Source organism: Rossellomorea aquimaris, assembly GCF_000935355.1.
Classification (GTDB): domain Bacteria; phylum Bacillota; class Bacilli; order Bacillales; family Bacillaceae_B; genus Rossellomorea; species Rossellomorea aquimaris_B.
This window is the reverse complement of the sequence record NZ_JXZC01000004.1, coordinates 174181-190799: the sequence shown is the minus strand read 5'-3', so window position 1 is coordinate 190799 and position 16619 is coordinate 174181. Positions and strand designations below refer to the sequence as shown.

Sequence of the window (16619 nt, the reverse complement as noted above, 5' to 3'; positions counted from 1 at the left end):
AAGTCAATATATTAATAAAAGAAAAGGTTTATTTATTGTGACCAATCGGTCATAATAGAGTCAAGGAGTTTATCAAGGAGAGGAAAAGATGAAAGAAAAAGAGAAATTAATTATTGAAACATCCATTAAACTGTTTGCCACAAAAGGGTTTAACGCGACTTCGGTTCAAGAGATTGTGACGGAGTGTGATATATCGAAGGGTGCCTTCTACTTGTATTTTAAATCAAAGGAGTCCCTTCTGTTAGCTATCATGAACTACTATTTTAAAATGATCACAGCTAAAGTGAATGAGATTGAAAACGAGGATCTGCCTCCTTATGAAAAATTCCAAAAGCAATTAGAATGTCAGTTAATTGAAATCTGTAAACATAAAGAGTTCATCATTATGCAGATCAGAGAGAATGCCATGCCGTTCAACGACGAAATCCATGATCTCCTCAGCGAGATGAAAATGGACACCCATCGTTACTATAAAAGAAGATTATATGGGATTTACGGAAAAAAAATCGAGCCCTACTTCTGGGATATCACCATGATGATTCAAGGTTTCTTTCATTCTTATTTAGAATTGGTGATGCTTGATAAAATCGAATTGGATTTTGCTTATCTATCCCGATTCATCTTGAAACGTACGGATGATTTAGTGGAGGGCTTACTAAAAAGTGGGGATGAGCCTGTTCTTTCCTTTGAAAAATTGGATGATCTGGTGAAGGATTTCACTTCTTCAAACAGAATCAACGAATCCACCCTTGTTCATATGATTGAAGATGCTGTTGAAATAGCAGAGGACGAAAACAGCCAAATATCATTGGAAGTCATCAAAGAAGAAATTCAAAAGGATGAGACCCGTATCGTTGTCATTAAAGGGATGATGAAGAATCTTGAGGATGACCCAACGCTTAAGCATCTGATGAATGCCTTGAGACATTATTATAAAATCTGACAAATAAAGACCCGCTTTTCTCGTAAGCGGGTCTCTTTTTACAGCTGCTGAATTTGATCTGATTCATGGATGGTTACTTTTTCACTGCCAGAGCCATTGGCGGCACGGTACATTCCATAAGCCACCTGGCGCCCTGAGATACTTCTGTATTTTTTCAACTTACCTACCATCACCGGACGGATGGCTCTGGAAAAGATTTCTCCCGCTTTTTCTCCCAAGCGGAATTCATCTCTCTCACCTAAAAGAAGGGATGGCCTGAATATGTGCAGTGCCGGATAATAAAGTGCTATTAATTCTTCCTCCAACTCTCCTTTCACCTTACTATAAAAGAACGGGGAACCCGAGCTCGCTCCAATGGCCGATATGACCATATATTGTTTGGCTCCATGGTCTTTACCGAGCCGCCCTAGCTGGATAGGGTACTCGTAGTCCACTTTCTTAAAAGCTTCTTTCGTCTTCGCTTTCTTGATCGTCGTTCCCAGGCAACAAAACACATCATCGACTTCTTCGTGAGGCAAGAGCTTCATCCCGTCGAATGGAATGACCCGTTCATCCAGCTTGACATGATTCATTCCGCTGCTTCTTCTCACAAATGAAATCACTTTGCCATATTCTGGACTTATCAGGAGTATCTCAAGCAGGTTGGACCCGACCAGGCCCGTCGATCCTGCAACCAAGGCTATTTTCGGCATCTTTCATTCCTCATTTCCACTTTGTCTCTATTCAGATAAATCATTCCAGCTTCCGTAATGGTGGACGGCGATTCCATTATAGGAAGAATATGTACCATAGTGGGCATCAACATGGGCAAGTTCAGCAAGCATGATTTGCTCTCCCTCTTCGTGAAAGGTAAGGAAACCCCCTTCAACAGATGGAGCGGTTTCCACTCCTACCTTCACCCTTTTCCCTGCAGACTGGGCAAATTCCATCTCGTTCTTTACAAGTTCAATGATTCCATTCTCCCCATTCGCCAGGTCCCGGTATGCCATTACACCAACTTCGTCCGTCCTCCCGATTACCCACTCAGCCAGGTTACCTTTTCCTAATTCATTGTTATATGTTTTCCCATCAAACCAAAATGGGATATCCATCCCTAGTGGAAGCTGAAGCAAATCCGATTGAATCACTGCTTCATTTACCAGCTTCTGATAATTCAACACCGTCTTGCCGTAGGCGGTTGACCATCCGGATAAAAGGTAAGGCTCCACATCCAAATGAACACCGGTGAATCTTTGATCCTCACTTGCTTCAAGTTGATAAACTTTCAGCCAATCAAAAAAAGCAATAAGGTAGGATTGTCCTTTAACGGTGGCCCATTTTGGTGCTCCGTCCAATGCGTATACGTGTATATTTTCTACATTTGCCATTTCAATAAATTGTTGATAGTGTTCGTTCTCTACGAACGGACTCACTTGAAGGTACACTTCATCTACTCCATGAGATCTTAAGAAGCCGAAGATCTCTTCCTTATGTGTGATAATCTCAACTGTATTCCAGAGCCACGTACTTTTCCCTCTCATGTCCATACCAGCTGTCTTTTCGGTTGATGGGTAAGAAATCATACTCATCGTGATCAAACAAATACAAACCCATTTCCACCCTTTACTCATCCTACATTCTCCTCTTTCCAAACCTTGACTCTTATGAGGAGCCTGGCAGCTTGGCAACCATTCGATAAACGGGCAGGCCCATAGCTTTTTTAGTCCTTGCTTTTCAACAAGTTTACCTTTTTCAGATTGTTTTATACTTCCTCTTTAGTATAGTCCTTTTTCTTCTGATTAAAAGATGTAATTTTCAAAATTTTAACCGTTACAAAAATTGTCTTTTATGAATTCTTTTCATTTCCTTTACTTCTCTTTTCCATCTGTGAGATAGTAGGAACTTGTGTTTTTCCAAAGAAAAATAAAGGAGCATTTATCTTATATGTCTACAAAACAGCAGCACACATCCAAGATTGATTGGCCCGTTTTTGCAATCAGTGGTGGATTACTCATTATTTTTGTAATTGCGGCTTTCACCAGTCTCGATACTGTCACCTCATTTGTTAACGAAGGATTCGCTTGGTCTTCGAAATACTTTGGCGCTTTCTGGCAGGTTTTAATGCTAGTACATTTTCTAGTAGCACTATACCTTGCATTCTCTAAATACGGGAATGTCCGATTAGGGTATATGGAAACACCGGAAATCGGAACGTTTAGATGGTTATCCATCATTATGGCTACCCTGCTTGCAGGGGGCGGAGTATTCTGGGCTGCCGCAGAGCCTATGTACCACTTCATGACGGTTCCTCCCATGCATGAAGGAATCGATCCCTCTACTCGAGGAGCGATTATGCCTGCCCTGTCCCAAAGTTATATGCACTGGGGCTTTCTTGCTTGGGCGATATTAGGAACATTGAGTGCCGTCGTCATGATGTACGGTCATTACCATAGAGGGATGCCTATGAAACCGCGAACTCTCCTGTATCCCATATTCGGAGAAAAGCTTAAAACGAGCATCTTCGGAACAATCATTGATGCATTTGCCATCATTGCAGTAGCCGCTGGTACAATCGGACCGATTGGCTTCCTCGGTTTACAGGCAAGTTACGGTCTGTCTGCTCTTTTCAACATTCCTGATCAATTTTCGACGCAGCTTATCATTATTATATGTTTAGTGATTGTCTCCACCGTGTCAGCTGCGACAGGTATTCATAAAGGAATACAAATCCTGAGTAATTTCAATGTGCGATTGGCTTTCGGGTTGATTTTCTTCGTCTTATTATTCGGTCCTGGAGGTTTCATCATCGATTCCTTCGTCTCATCTTTCGGATACTATATGGACCACTTCATCCAGATCAGTACATTCCGGTCGGATAAAAGTTGGTTGGGGAGCTGGACGGTGTTTTTCTGGGGTTGGTTCATTGGATATGGACCTATGATGGCGATACTTGTCAGCCGCATATCACGTGGAAGAACGATCCGCCAAATCATATTGGCCATTGCGATCATCGCCCCCATTGTCACAACTTTTTGGTTTACCGTAGTCGGCGGTTCAGGTATCTTCTATGAACTCCAAAATCCGGGAAGTATCTCACAGGAACTAACGAGTGGTGGTATGCCTGCTGCAATGATTGCCATAACGAATCAATTGCCACTGGCAGGAATCATTTCACCGCTCTTTTTATTACTGACAATCATTTTTGTTGTCACAACAGGAGACTCTATGTCTTACACGATTGCAATGGCTGTTTCAGGTGAAGGAGATCCCAAAGTATCTTTACGAGTATTTTGGGCAATCCTGATGGGATCCATCGCTGCGATCCTTCTTTATATAGGTGATGGCAGTGTCAGTGCCCTTCAAAATTTTATCGTGGTCACCGCTGTTCCCGTCTCTCTTCTGTTGCTTCCAATGCTCTGGCTGGCCCCAAGAGTGTCAAAAGAGTTACTGGTTGAACAGTTCCGTCAAACGAAATAATATCAAAAGCGCCAATCTACTTGATGATTGGCGCTTCTTATTTTCTATTGATGATACTTCCAAGCACGATGAATTCTTACAGCTCTTCATCCTCAAAAAACTGCTGTAACTTTTCTTCTTGTTCAGGGCTCGCTTTTTCTGACGCATAAGGATTATCCTTGACTCCTGCCGTATCCATATTGGTTTTGATTGCAAAAAACGGTCCTTTTGGTTCCTCTGCTATGACACGGTCGTTTAACTGTTTGAAATCCGGCATGTCTTTATTCCCTTTATTCACTTCATCTTCCTTCTTCAATCATTCCACCTCCATTCTTATATGCGATTAGAATAATATCCTCTTTCGTTTGATGACGAAGCTCACTCTCCATATTCTGCACTTGATTCAACGTATCTTCTGATAGGTTTGCCACCGGAAACTCTTTATTGATCATCGTTCTTCACCTCTTAACTATTTTCGTTTGCTTGTCCGAGTTCTTTTTCTGCCATGAACCCGTTCCCTTCTTCAATTGCATGATGTTCCTCTACTGACTCTCCCGGAACATACACTTGACTGGGATTACGAAGCTGGTTATTCATTGTGAATTCGGGATTTAACGGAGTGTCCATCCGCAACTCTTCAGGTCTCTTATGATCTCTCATATATTCCACCTCCATTTTTTAGTATGGCTACTGATAAAAGAATCATCCAAACTTCATTTAGCTCAAAAAAGCGTTAAGCAACTTAAGCTGCTTAACGCCCTCATTCATCTTCAAACCCACGTATAATCCCTTCCCCAGCTATCCCGGGCAAGGTCTTTGATTTCATCGACAATTTCATTTTCCACCGCAAAAGCATCTCCCTGTTCATAAGGGTTATAGTGGAAAGCGTAAAGGCGGGAAACAAACTCGTGAAACGGAAGAGAGCATTCCCCTTCCAGTTCCCCGTTTTCCATGACGGAAGGTTCGATACCCTGCCCCCAGTTCTGAGAGCCATCATTATTCGGATTATAGAAATAGATCCGGTATTCCCCATTGGGATCTTGCGTGATTCTTAAGATAGAAACGGCATGGAATCCAAGGAGCTTCCCATGAACATTTGTGATGAAGATCCCGACCGGATTCGGGTATATCAACCCGTAGTCATCATTGTATTCCGGGTGGTGAGTGGCATAGAACAGGCGAACGAACCCAGGATAGTCTGAGATGAGGCCAGTCAGTGAATCAATGACTGTACTAAACCCTTTTTGAACCCAATCTCCATAAAATTCGGGGTTCACCCAGCGGTGTCCATCTTCCCCTCTCAGCGATACACGCCTCATCATCTCACTATAGATACGATCAAGATGAGGGACGAGAACAAGCGACACAGGATCAAGCTCTTGATGAAGCTCGGGCGCCAGTCCTCCACTCAATTCCTTGGAATGGACCGGTGTTCCCTCAAACATAATATCGATATCTCCGTCCCTCGCTGCCCGTGGAATCAGTTCGAGTAAGTATCCCGGGGCATGCTGTGCCCAGAGACTGATTCCCCGCGCTGTTTGACAGGTCGGATTTAAACCTTGACCGATCCCGATCGGTTGACCGAGGACATTGATGACACCGGCAAGAAGGACAGAATTTGCTGTAATCCCGTCTCCTGCTTTACACGAGTTAAGGAGCGTCTTCCGCACTTCCGGTCGAATATCAAGCTCAATCAGCCTTTTCAATCCTGGTGATACTGGTGATGATGATAATACTCCCCGTTCAAGCATAAGAGCGAGCCCGTAAACCGATTGCTTTGTGGCTGGATAAATTGCCACTTTTATGAGCTGGAATACGAGCTCGGTATGTTCACCCAAGTTTGCTTTTCCTTTGTCATTTAACTGAAGGGCAGCCGGAACAAGCTCTTGAACCTTTCTGCTCAGGAATCTTAGTAAAATCGCATGCTGAGGGGCAACAAGCCCCGTTTTGCGCATGGACATGGCAAACGAGACAGCTTCCTTCTCCAGCTCTTCCTTAGACAAATTCATCAGCTTCTTACGGTATTCACCCGGCTGGACAATACTTTTACTTATGGGGGAAGGACCTTCAATAGCAGACACATACTTTTCTAAAACAAGTCGTTCCGCTGCACTTAAGTCTGAATGGAGCATCTTTTTCGCTGTTTCAATCATCGACACTGTCCGCTTCACCATAATCGGACGTTGTGCCGTCAACCGTTCAATTTCTTTAATCAGTGTAGTCGTAAGTGCTTGATAGGAAAGCTTATCAGATAGAAATCGAAATAACTCCGTTGCTCTTTCACTTTGCTCTCCACCTTCGATCCGTGCTGCTTCTGTTGCTTCAGGGAAAAGCAGGTTCAGATTGAGAACCATTACTTCATTGAGGAAATCCTCTGCCATTTCAGTCGAAACATCGGGATGATCATATTGACCCTCTGCAATGGCTAGCATTCTTAACTCACTAAGAATCTCAATGATTGAAGGAAGCCCCTTCGCTTGAAGTGACCCGGCCACAAGAGGCGGCTGAAGCTTGGACGCTTTTTCCCAAGGACCGTCCTGGAAGACCCCGGCCTTTTCAAAGCGACTTGCGCTCCGATATAGAATCCCCAGTCCCTCATCCGTATCCAATAGCCTTTGCGCTTCCTGATAGACGTCGGTTTGATACATTGATTTCGCAAATGAAGCTGCGCTCTCCAGTTCATTAAGCGCTTGCAGAAATCGATCTTCCAGCTTGGACGTTAATTCAAATGCCATTTCAAAACTCCTTTATCAATTAAAATACCAGTGGATGAAAGAATTAGATATAGAAGTTAAACTGTTCGTATTCCTTTAATAGACCCCTCATGATTTCACTGTCTTCCCCGTAGAAGAAGATCGTTCCGTAATGATTACCGAAGCCGATTCGCTGAGCTACTTTCCCTTGGGCCGGACTGAACATATCATGTTTTTCAAAATAGGCATGGTTCTCCAGTTCATCGGGCACCTCCAGCTTCTCCACATAATTGACATGAGGATGGACCATTAAACAACCTGCATGGGCTTTTGCCTTTTCACCTGTAGAAGGGAAGAACTCTCTAAGCTCTTCTTCTGTTGTATTGGGATCACTACAAAGGATTTGAGCTTGATAAGCATTAAATCCATAAGCACGCTCAATCAAATCAAAGATATGTCCGCCGGGAACCCTGGCTGCGACTTCACCAAAATGAAGAGTACCATCGGACGTAATGAAATATTCCGGATGAATAACACCGTATTCAATCTCAAACGCATCAATGAGCTGTTGAATAGCCTCAAGGATGATCGGACGCTTTTCCTCAAGGGTCGGGGATGCAGGTACGAAATTGGAGTAGCCTAATCGCACATACTCCGTTATATTTAAAAATTGGATCTTTCCGTTATGAATGAACGCTTCACACGAGAATTCCTGTCCGTCTAAATGACTTTCCATCAGAAGCGGGAACTCAGACTCGGTGAGAGCATCGATATCTTCAGGATTCTCAATGGCACGGTGTCCGACAGACCCTGCTTTATCAAGTGGTTTTACGTGAATGGGATCGTTCTTATCTCCTTCCACTTTAAGGAGGGCTTCATTCACACGTTTCAAGAAGCGCCTTACATCCTCCTTATCCCGTGCTTCTTCGAATACACCCACTTTGATTCCGGCAATTTGCGCTTTACGCTTCATCATCCCTTTATCTCTTAATAGAAGAGAACGGTTGAAGACGCGCGGTTCGTTTCGGAAACGGGAGTTCAATGCCCCGGACCACTCCACACACTCTTCATACAAAGGAACAGCCACTTCTGCACCCATTGCCTTCAACTGCTTATAAAGATGATCTGAACCTTCATTTAACCGATCGAAATCCCAGCCGATAAAGGCAATATCATGTTTTTCTGCATATGCCTCAAAATCAGGCGGGCCAACAACGACGAAAGGCCTATTTAGCTTCGTACACGCTTCGATTGCCGGCAGACTCCAGCCGATCAATGCCGTTAGATAGGGTTTGGTCTTGTCCTTTACGCTCTGTTCTGCTTGCTGTAATTCAAGTTGATCTAGTCCCATATTTTCCTCTCCCCTTATCACGTATTTATTCAGATTCCTCTTTAGCATAACAAAGCAAATTGGGAGAATGAAGTATTTTGCTGAATTTTCAATCTATTCGACAAATAAAGTGGTAAAGTGACATAATCAGCGGCGAGATTCTTACTGAGAGGGGGTGAGATTTGATTAGGGTTTGGTGCGGTATTTAACAACAATAGGAAACTGAAAATCGGCTCTATCATACTGATCCATTCCTTCTCTCAATAAAAAACCCCTAATGCACAAAGCATTAGAGGTCCTTCATTCTATTATTCACCTAAATCAACATTATGATAAACCTGCTGAACATCTTCCAAATCTTCGATCGCATCAATCATTTTTTCGAATTGAGCTTGACCATCTTCTGGAAGTTCGACATCATTCTGCGCAAGCATTGTCAGTTCCGCCACTGTAAACTCAGTGACACCTGCACCTTTAAACGCTTCTTGAACTGCATGGAATTGATCTGGTTCAGCGTAAACGATCACAGCATCATCTTCCTCGATAATATCACGGGCGTCTACATCCGCTTCCATCAGGATCTCCATTACTTCTTCTTCTGATTTCCCTTCAATACCGATTACGGCTGTTGCATCGAACATATACGCTACAGATCCACTTACACCCATGTTACCGCCATTTTTCCCGAAAGCAGCACGCACTTCGGATGCAGTTCGGTTTACATTGTTCGTCAGGGCATCAACAATGACCATGGAACCATTCGGCCCGAAGCCTTCATAGCGTAGCTCGTCATAGTTCTCTTCTGAACCACCCTTTGCCTTTTCGATGGCACGGTCGACGATATGTTTCGGTACGCTGTATGTTTTCGCACGCTCAAGAACAAATTTCAGCGTTTGGTTCAGTTCCGGATCCGGCTCACCTTGCTTGGCCGCAACATAGATCTCACGACCGAACTTCGCATAAATACGACTCGTATTCGCATCCTTAGACGCTTTCTTTTCTTTAATGTTATTCCATTTACGTCCCATATTGTTTCACTCTCTTTCACATTTATCTATAGATACTTTCAATCTTAAAAGGTATTTTCGTTTCTATTATACATGAAAACAACTATTTTTGGCTAAGTAGATTCCTTGCCACTCTTACCTAAAGAAAGCCGACTCGGATGAGTCAGCTTCCTTCCTGGTATGCACTTATCGCTTCATATTCTTCTTCCAGCAAACGTGGAACGCGAATAAAGATAGGCATCAGTTTCGTATATGCTTCCGTTGCTTTCGGATCCGGTTGATGGGAATGTACAGAACCGACCATTTCACTCACTTCTTCCAGGGAGTCAATCATCCCGTTGCCATACATCCCAAGGACAACTGCTCCAAGACATGAGCTTTCGAAGCTTTCCGGAACTTCCACTTCCTGATCGAATACGTCGGCAAGCATTTGACGCCAAATTTCAGAACGGGCAAAGCCACCGGTTGCCTGCACTCGTTTCGGTGTTCCGATTAATTCTTCCAATGCTAATAGAACACTGTATAAATTCATCACAATTCCTTCTAACACGGCTCGGATCATATGCTCCTTTTTGTGATGCATACCGAGTCCAAAGAATGAGCCGCGGGCTTTTGCGTTCCAAAGAGGCGCACGCTCTCCGGCCATATACGGATGGAAGAGTAATCCTTCCGAGCCCGGCTCTACTTTAGATGCAATATCCGTAAGGACTTCATAAGGATCTTTCCCTAACCGGCTCGCCACTTCAACCTCTGCAGAAGCCAGTTCGTCCCGCACCCAACGAAAGATCATACCACCGTTGTTGACTGGCCCGCCAATCACCCAATGATTATCCGTCAAGGCATAACAGAAAATGCGGCCTTTCGGATCCGTTACCGGACGGTCCGTTACAGCGCGTATCGCACCACTCGTTCCGATCGTAACGGCTACGACACCCGGTTCAATGGCATTGACGCCAAGATTCGATAGGACTCCGTCACTTGCTCCGACGACAAACGGTGTGTCGGCTGATAAGCCCATCATGTCCGTGTACTCAGATTTCAAGCCAACTAAGCTTTCAGTCGTTGAGACTGGAACCGAAAGGTGATCCTTGGTGACACCTGCCACCTTCAACGCTTCTTCATCCCAAGCAAGGTTCTCCAGATGGAACATACCTGTTGCAGATGCGATTGAATAATCCACAACATATTTTCCGAAAAAGCGGTGGAACACAAATTCTTTAATGGAAATGAACTTAGCTGCCTTGGAAAATAATTCGGGTTCTTCATGCTGCAGCCAGGCAAGCTTTACAAGGGGGGACATCGGGTGAATGGGAGTCCCTGTTCTGCGATAAATCTCCAACCCATTCATTTCTTTTTTTATCTTATCCGCCCATTCGGCACTTCGGTTATCAGCCCAAGTAATGGAAGGAGTCAGAGGCTGGTCCTTCTCATCCACCAGGATCAAGCTGTGCATAGCAGAGCTGAACGACACAAACGAGATTTTCTCACTTGTTTTCGAGGTCACTTCCTTTATACAACTGATGACGGCACGGAAGATTTCTTCGGGGTCCTGTTCGGCGGTTCCCGGTGCCGGTGTATGTAATGGATATTCGACCCCATGACGATCGATCGCTTCTCCCTTTTTATTAAAAAGTACCGCTTTCGTACTGGTTGTCCCGATATCGACACCAATCATGAATTCTGACATTTTCGTTCCTCCTAAACAAATAGAGAAAAGGAAGAAGCGACATGGCTCTTCCCTCTTCCACTATTATTCTATCCTATTTTATCCGATGAATATCCCTATAATGAATACTACAGTAAATCCTACAAAACCGATGAGCGTTTCCATCATTGTCCATGATTTTAACGTATCTTTCACATCTAATCCAAAATAACGATTCACTAGCCAGAATCCGCTGTCATTTACATGAGAGAAGACAGTTGCTCCTGCTGCAATGGAAATGACCATTAAACCAAGGACCGGCCCTTCTAAACCAAGAGTGGAAATTAATGGACTCATTAGTCCCGCTGCCGTGACCATGGATACAGTCGCTGAACCTTGTGCCACACGAACGACCATGGCAATTAAGAAAGCAAGGGCAATCGGAGGCAAGCTTGAACCTGCCATCATTTCACCAAGTACTTCACCGACACCCGAGTCGATCAGAACTTGTTTGAACACTCCACCGGCTCCTGTAACAAGGATGATGATCCCAGCCGGCTCAAGTGCTTTTGTCGCAATGTCCTGAACTTCCTGACGGGAATATCCACGTCTTGTTCCTAATAATGTAAACGTCAATAGAGTCGCAATCGTTAACGCTACGAACGGATGACCAAGGAACGTTAAGATTGAACGAATGGTATTTCCTTCATCTAATAGAACACCAGAAAGTGTATTCAATAAAATTAACACTAAAGGAATCGAGATAAGTGACGCAATCATTGCAAAGCTTGGAAGCTCTTTATCGTACTCGATCTCTTCCACTTGCATATAATCCGGAACCACTGCATGAATTCGTTTCGAAATGAATTTTGCAAAAAGTGGACCGGCGATGATCATGGATGGGATACCTGCAAGAGTACCGAATAAGATAACCCAGCCAAGGTCAGCACCGATTAAATCAGCTACAGCAATTGGTCCTGGAGTTGGCGGAATGAAGCTGTGGGTTACAGCAAGTCCCGCAAGTAAAGGGATTCCATAGTATAATAGCGACTTGCCAGTTTTCTTTGCCAAACCATATACGATCGGTACAAGGATGATGAATCCTACATCAAAGAATACCGGAATGGCTACCAAGAAACCTGTAATACCTAACGACCACTGCGCTTTATCTTCACCAAATTTATTAATCAGGGTTTGAGCCAGTCGTTCCGCTCCCCCTGAAACTTCAAGCATACGACCGAACATTGCACCTAAACCAACTACGACAGCGACAAACCCGAGGGTCCCGCCCATTCCGCTTTGTATCGAAGCGACAACTTCCTGGAGAGGCATGCCTGCGGCGATCCCTACAATCAAACTTACTAATAATAGGGCGACGAAAGCATGAAGCTTCGTTTTGATAACTAAAAATAATAGAAGAAAAATTCCGGCTAATGCAACTAAAATAAGCATTTGATCAGACATCTCTATCCCTACCTTTCTTTCATGACGACAGCTTGGCTGCCAGATTTTTTATAACGATTGATCCTGAATAATCGGGAAAGTAAAACGTTTACAATTCACTCTATGTAACTTCTACTCTCAAATCTGCCGAATTCAACATTGGAATTCCATTTCGCAGTTCCAGATATCTAAGGAAAATTATTTTCCATCTAACTCTATTATAAAAAATATTTTTCTTTTTGCAACCGTTTACAGAAATTATTTTTATTTTTCTATTATTCTTGTATAATAAAACTATGTAAACCCTTACAGGAGTGATGTCTATGAGTCAACATCAGCATTGTTTAGCGAGTATACGCTCACACTATCCTCAGTTTAGCGTGACTGAGAAGAAAATTGCCGACTATATACTTGAAAACCCAACCGAGATCATTCATTCAACCATTAATGGTTTAGCAGAAGATTTAGGGGTCGCGGACTCCACAGTCTTCCGCTTTTGCAAACGAATCGGCTTTAAAGGATATCAAGCGATGAAAATCGCTCTTGCTTCGGAAATTGTGACGGGACTTAAGGACATACACGAGCGAATCGATGAAGGAGACACGGCTCAAACGATTGCTACAAAAGTATTCCGTTCGAACATCAAAACCATCGAAGACACCTTAATGGTTGTTGATGAAAAGAAACTATTAAAAGCTGTAGATATTATGATCAATGCACGCTCAATCGAATTTTTCGGTAGTGGCGGATCAGGCGTCATCGCACTTGACGCCTATCATAAGTTCATTCGAACCGGCTTACGTGTGCATGCTGCGAGCGACAGTCATATCCAGTTGATGACCGCTTCCCAAATGACGAGTGATGATTGTGCTGTATTTATTTCCCACTCAGGTTCAACGAAAGATATCCTCCAGGTTCTAGACATTGTCAAAGAAACCGGGGCAAAGACAATCTGCATCACCAATTTTGCAAAATCACCATTGAGCCAAAGAGTCGATACATCACTTTTCACCGTGTCCGAAGAAACCGACTATCGCTCCGAGGCCCTCTCTTCCCGTATTGCGCAATTAACGCTAATTGATGCTCTTTATGTAAACCTGATGATGAGAAGGGAAATCGAAGGTCAGGATGCACTCCGGAAAATGAGGAAGGCTATTTCGGTTAAAAGACTATAAAAAAGGTTGATCAGTGTGAAACTGATCAACCTTTTCTTATGCTATGGGAATTTAATCAAGATGGCTCATTAACGATTCTTCGTATTCCGTTAACGCTTCATCGAGCATCCGCAGTCCATCATCAATTTGTTCTTTTGTTACAGTAAGTGGCGGAATCATACGGATCACTTCACTATGATTTCCACACAAATAGAATAAGACGCCTTTATCCAGGGCCCGGTCAAGAATATCCATTAAGCCTTCCTTATTTGGTTTTCCAGTTTGAGGATGAACGATTTCAATGCCAATCATCAATCCGACTGATCGAATGCTGCCGATTACGTGATGTTTTTCCTTCAGTAGTTCCAGCCTTGATACAGCATAAGCCCCCATTGTTTTCGTATTATCTAGAAGATTCTCTTCCTTCATGACTTCCAATGTAGCAAGTCCAACGGAACATGCAATGGGGTTTCCACCAAACGTCGTCCCATGACTTCCAAGAGGCCATTGTTTCATGAGCTTATTCGATGCAACAGTCGCGCTCAGGGGAAGCCCCGAGGCAATCCCTTTTGCAATCGCCATGATATCCGGTGTTACATCAAAGGTTTGAGCGGCGAACCAATTTCCCGTACGTCCAAAGCCTGTTTGGACTTCATCGAAAATCAGTAAAATATCGTGACGATCACAAATCTCCCTTACTTTTTTGAGCCATGCTTTCGGAGGAACGATGTACCCACCTTCACCAAGGACAGGTTCCAGGATGACACATGCTACCTCTTCAGGAGTGACCTGATGATTAAAGAGAGTTTCGAAATCCTTTTCAAGCTTCTCAACAACATACCCGACCGAGTCATACCCCTCTGGACACTCCCGTTCGTTCGCATATGGAACCTGATACGTCAGGCCTGATGGCTGCATGAACTTTCGATACTTACTCTTAGAAGTCGTGACACTTAATGCACCAAGAGAACGTCCGTGAAAACAACCGGTAAAGGAAACGACATAAGGGCGTTTCGTTACATATTTCGCAAGTTTGATCGCCCCCTCAATCGCTTCGGTACCACTATTGGCAAAGAAGAAGCTATCTAAATCTCCTGGAAGAATCTCCGCAAGCTCATCAGCCAATCGAAGGATCGATTCATACATGATCACACCTGAAGGACCGTGCATAAGCCCATCTGCTGCATCTTTAATCGCTTGTACGATTTTCGGATGACGATGTCCAACATTCGTTACGGCAATTCCAGAAGTGAAATCAAGATATTTCTTTCCGTCCAACCCGTAGTAATAGCACCCCTCTTCTTTTACTACCGGTAAGTTCGGGTGATCCTTTGCCATACTGGGTGCCAGGCGATTAGGCATATTTTGAATAAGCTGTTCAAACGTTCGTTCCATTCTAGTAACCTCCATATATGTGACTGACAAATTTGTTTTTTATTGATTTCTATTAAGATTTCTATTAAGGATATATGCTCAGAAAGCTGATTGGAGCGGAAATAAACTAGTACTTTCCCCTCTACAATAACAACAAACAAACTTAACGAAATGAGTCTTACATAAAGAAGAAATGAGCCAATAACGCGACGATTGGTAACGTGATAATCGTACGCTGGATAAAAATGATGAATAAATCTAAAAAGCTGATCGGAATCTTGGATTTGATTAGTAGAATACCAATCTCGGACATGTAGATTAATTGAGTCAAAGACATGGCGGCAATGACGAATCTTGTTAACTCACTCTCAATTCCGCTCCCTACTACAGCAGGTAAAAACATGTCTGCAAAACCAACGATCATGGCAGGAGCCGCATCTGCCGCCTGTGGAATTTGCAAAAGTTCTAATAGTGGCACAATCGGATAAGCCAATACATCAAACACAGGTGTATATTCCGCTACAACTAAAGCAATCGTTCCAAGGGCCATGACTAAAGGAATAAGACCAAACCAGATATCCAGGACGTTCTGGAATCCTTTTTTCGTTACCTCTCCGACACTCTTCACTTCTGAAGCTTTTTCTACTGCTTTTTCAAAGCCCCATTGAAAACGGGATACATTTTCAGGAACCGTTTCAGATATTTGCATGCCAACCGGCTCATAATAGGTATCCTTCTTTCGGGAAAGGGGCGGGATACGCGGACATATGACCGCAGCTGCTATCCCTGCAATAACCACTGTCCCATACAGTTGAACAAACATTGATTCCAATCCGATGAAGCTGACAATCACAAGACTGAAAGCGATTGAAGCAACGGAAAAGTTTGTCGCAATGACTGCCGCTTCCCGCTTTGTGTAGTAACCCTCTTCAAATTGTTTCGTTGTGATCAATACGCCGACGGTCCCACTCCCCATCCAAGATGCAAGGGCATCGATGGAGGATCTTCCCGGCAATTGGAAAAGCGGCTTCATGATCTTCTGCAGCAGGGTACCGAAGAAATCCATCAACCCAAAATCTAAAAGCAATGGCATCAATAAGCCAGCAAATAAAAACCAAGTGGCTAAGACAGGAACTAACGAATACAATACAGTTCCTCCTGTAAAGTCAGAAATAATCCACTCGGGACCACTTCCATTTACCGTCATCACCGCAAATATCGCACCGAGGACACGAACAGCGATCCAGAAGTATCCTACGTCGAATAGTCCTTTTAAAAATGATTGATTGACAATCCACTGAGGTTTAAAAACTTTTGTATAAATAGCCATAAGAGCTGATACACCAAAAACCACTGTCATGAATAAAGGCAGTACACCTTCCAGCATCCCTTGAAAATAAGAAGCAAATATCCCTACCCCGATTGTCATATTCCCTTCATACGTAACAGGCACCAAGAACAACAATACACCCAATAAGGACGGAATGATAAACTTCATCGCTTCCTTTGTCGACCGGGTTTCTAATTGACTAACATTTTGTTTTCCGACTTCCATTGTCAAACACCCCTTTATAATTTATCCATAACCCCTAACC

At 43.5% G+C, this 16619-nt stretch carries 15 protein-coding genes and 1 riboswitch; of the genes, 3 read left to right on the top strand and 12 right to left on the bottom strand.

Annotated features, from left to right (window positions below; all coding sequences use genetic code 11):
- Positions 1-88 precede the first annotated feature (88 nt).
- A complete protein-coding gene (locus TV75_RS12800) occupies positions 89-943 on the top strand; it encodes a TetR/AcrR family transcriptional regulator (protein ID WP_044339157.1) in 855 nt (284 codons plus the stop codon).
- 38 nt (positions 944-981) lie between these two features.
- Here TV75_RS12800 and TV75_RS12795 read toward each other — a convergent pair whose 3' ends face one another.
- The gene (locus tag TV75_RS12795; RefSeq protein WP_044339156.1) at positions 982-1635 is read right to left on the bottom strand and encodes a hypothetical protein; all 654 of its coding nucleotides are present in this window, start codon (positions 1633-1635) and stop codon (positions 982-984) included.
- Positions 1636-1662: 27 nt separating this feature from the next.
- Positions 1663-2553 (bottom strand): hypothetical protein, encoded by an 891-nt coding sequence (locus TV75_RS12790; protein WP_052504554.1) that lies wholly within the window; start codon positions 2551-2553, stop codon positions 1663-1665.
- Between the two features lie 41 nt (positions 2554-2594).
- Positions 2595-2680: riboswitch (cyclic di-GMP riboswitch) on the bottom strand.
- 186 nt (positions 2681-2866) lie between these two features.
- Here TV75_RS12790 and TV75_RS12785 point away from each other — a divergent pair.
- Positions 2867-4399 carry a BCCT family transporter gene (locus TV75_RS12785; protein WP_044339155.1) on the top strand — a complete coding sequence of 511 codons (1533 nt, stop codon included), beginning with the start codon at positions 2867-2869 and terminating at the stop codon, positions 4397-4399.
- A 76-nt stretch (positions 4400-4475) separates the two neighbouring features.
- Here the strand turns inward: TV75_RS12785 and TV75_RS12780 are convergent, their stop codons facing one another.
- From TV75_RS12780 to TV75_RS12750, 8 genes are all read right to left on the bottom strand, one after another.
- Positions 4476-4694, bottom strand: a complete 219-nt coding sequence (locus tag TV75_RS12780) for a hypothetical protein (RefSeq protein WP_253275532.1) — start codon at positions 4692-4694, stop codon at positions 4476-4478.
- The gene (locus tag TV75_RS22130; protein WP_172655746.1) at positions 4678-4830 is read right to left on the bottom strand and encodes a hypothetical protein; all 153 of its coding nucleotides are present in this window, start codon (positions 4828-4830) and stop codon (positions 4678-4680) included. The genes TV75_RS12780 and TV75_RS22130 overlap by 17 nt, the downstream gene beginning before the upstream one ends.
- A 13-nt stretch (positions 4831-4843) precedes the next feature.
- A complete protein-coding gene (locus tag TV75_RS12775) occupies positions 4844-5038 on the bottom strand; it encodes a hypothetical protein (protein ID WP_044339154.1) in 195 nt (64 codons plus the stop codon).
- Between the two features lie 110 nt (positions 5039-5148).
- Positions 5149-7113, bottom strand: a complete 1965-nt coding sequence (locus TV75_RS12770) for a hypothetical protein (protein ID WP_044339153.1) — start codon at positions 7111-7113, stop codon at positions 5149-5151.
- Positions 7114-7156: 43 nt separating this feature from the next.
- Positions 7157-8422 (bottom strand): ATP-grasp domain-containing protein, encoded by a 1266-nt coding sequence (locus tag TV75_RS12765; RefSeq protein ID WP_044339152.1) that lies wholly within the window; start codon positions 8420-8422, stop codon positions 7157-7159.
- 287 nt (positions 8423-8709) lie between these two features.
- Entirely contained in the window at positions 8710-9429 is a 720-nt protein-coding gene (locus TV75_RS12760; protein WP_044339151.1) for a YebC/PmpR family DNA-binding transcriptional regulator, read from the bottom strand.
- A gap of 142 nt (positions 9430-9571) precedes the next feature.
- Positions 9572-11083: a gluconokinase gene (gntK, locus tag TV75_RS12755; protein WP_044339244.1), complete on the bottom strand. Its 1512-nt coding sequence runs from the start codon at positions 11081-11083 to the stop codon at positions 9572-9574.
- 90 nt (positions 11084-11173) lie between these two features.
- Positions 11174-12517, bottom strand: a complete 1344-nt coding sequence (locus TV75_RS12750) for a GntP family permease (RefSeq protein ID WP_044339150.1) — start codon at positions 12515-12517, stop codon at positions 11174-11176.
- Between the two features lie 302 nt (positions 12518-12819).
- Between TV75_RS12750 and TV75_RS12745 the strand changes: the two genes are divergently transcribed.
- Positions 12820-13671, top strand: a complete 852-nt coding sequence (locus TV75_RS12745; RefSeq protein WP_044339149.1) for a MurR/RpiR family transcriptional regulator — start codon at positions 12820-12822, stop codon at positions 13669-13671.
- A 51-nt stretch (positions 13672-13722) separates the two neighbouring features.
- On the opposite strand, the gene TV75_RS12740 is transcribed toward TV75_RS12745, so the two are convergent.
- Complete coding sequence (locus TV75_RS12740; RefSeq protein ID WP_044339148.1) at positions 13723-15045, bottom strand: aspartate aminotransferase family protein; 1323 nt, start codon at positions 15043-15045, stop codon at positions 13723-13725.
- Between the two features lie 157 nt (positions 15046-15202).
- On the bottom strand, positions 15203-16579 hold the full coding sequence (locus tag TV75_RS12735) for a YjiH family protein (RefSeq protein ID WP_044339147.1): 1377 nt from the start codon (positions 16577-16579) through the stop codon (positions 15203-15205).
- Positions 16580-16619: the final 40 nt, after the last annotated feature.

Excerpts from the sequence above, each read along its gene's own strand:
- TV75_RS12800 (WP_044339157.1), top strand. The coding sequence starts at position 89 with ATGAAAGAAAAAGAGAAATTAATTATTGAAACATCCATTAAACTGTTT.
- TV75_RS12795 (WP_044339156.1), bottom strand. The coding sequence starts at position 1,635 with ATGCCGAAAATAGCCTTGGTTGCAGGATCGACGGGCCTGGTCGGGTCC.
- TV75_RS12790 (WP_052504554.1), bottom strand. The coding sequence starts at position 2,553 with ATGAGTAAAGGGTGGAAATGGGTTTGTATTTGTTTGATCACGATGAGT.
- TV75_RS12785 (WP_044339155.1), top strand. The coding sequence starts at position 2,867 with ATGTCTACAAAACAGCAGCACACATCCAAGATTGATTGGCCCGTTTTT.
- TV75_RS22130 (WP_172655746.1), bottom strand. The coding sequence starts at position 4,830 with ATGATCAATAAAGAGTTTCCGGTGGCAAACCTATCAGAAGATACGTTG.
- TV75_RS12775 (WP_044339154.1), bottom strand. The coding sequence starts at position 5,038 with ATGAGAGATCATAAGAGACCTGAAGAGTTGCGGATGGACACTCCGTTA.
- TV75_RS12770 (WP_044339153.1), bottom strand. The coding sequence starts at position 7,113 with ATGGCATTTGAATTAACGTCCAAGCTGGAAGATCGATTTCTGCAAGCG.
- TV75_RS12765 (WP_044339152.1), bottom strand. The coding sequence starts at position 8,422 with ATGGGACTAGATCAACTTGAATTACAGCAAGCAGAACAGAGCGTAAAG.
- TV75_RS12760 (WP_044339151.1), bottom strand. The coding sequence starts at position 9,429 with ATGGGACGTAAATGGAATAACATTAAAGAAAAGAAAGCGTCTAAGGAT.
- gntK (WP_044339244.1), bottom strand. The coding sequence starts at position 11,083 with ATGATTGGTGTCGATATCGGGACAACCAGTACGAAAGCGGTACTTTTT.
- TV75_RS12750 (WP_044339150.1), bottom strand. The coding sequence starts at position 12,517 with ATGTCTGATCAAATGCTTATTTTAGTTGCATTAGCCGGAATTTTTCTT.
- TV75_RS12745 (WP_044339149.1), top strand. The coding sequence starts at position 12,820 with ATGAGTCAACATCAGCATTGTTTAGCGAGTATACGCTCACACTATCCT.
- TV75_RS12740 (WP_044339148.1), bottom strand. The coding sequence starts at position 15,045 with ATGGAACGAACGTTTGAACAGCTTATTCAAAATATGCCTAATCGCCTG.
- TV75_RS12735 (WP_044339147.1), bottom strand. The coding sequence starts at position 16,579 with ATGGAAGTCGGAAAACAAAATGTTAGTCAATTAGAAACCCGGTCGACA.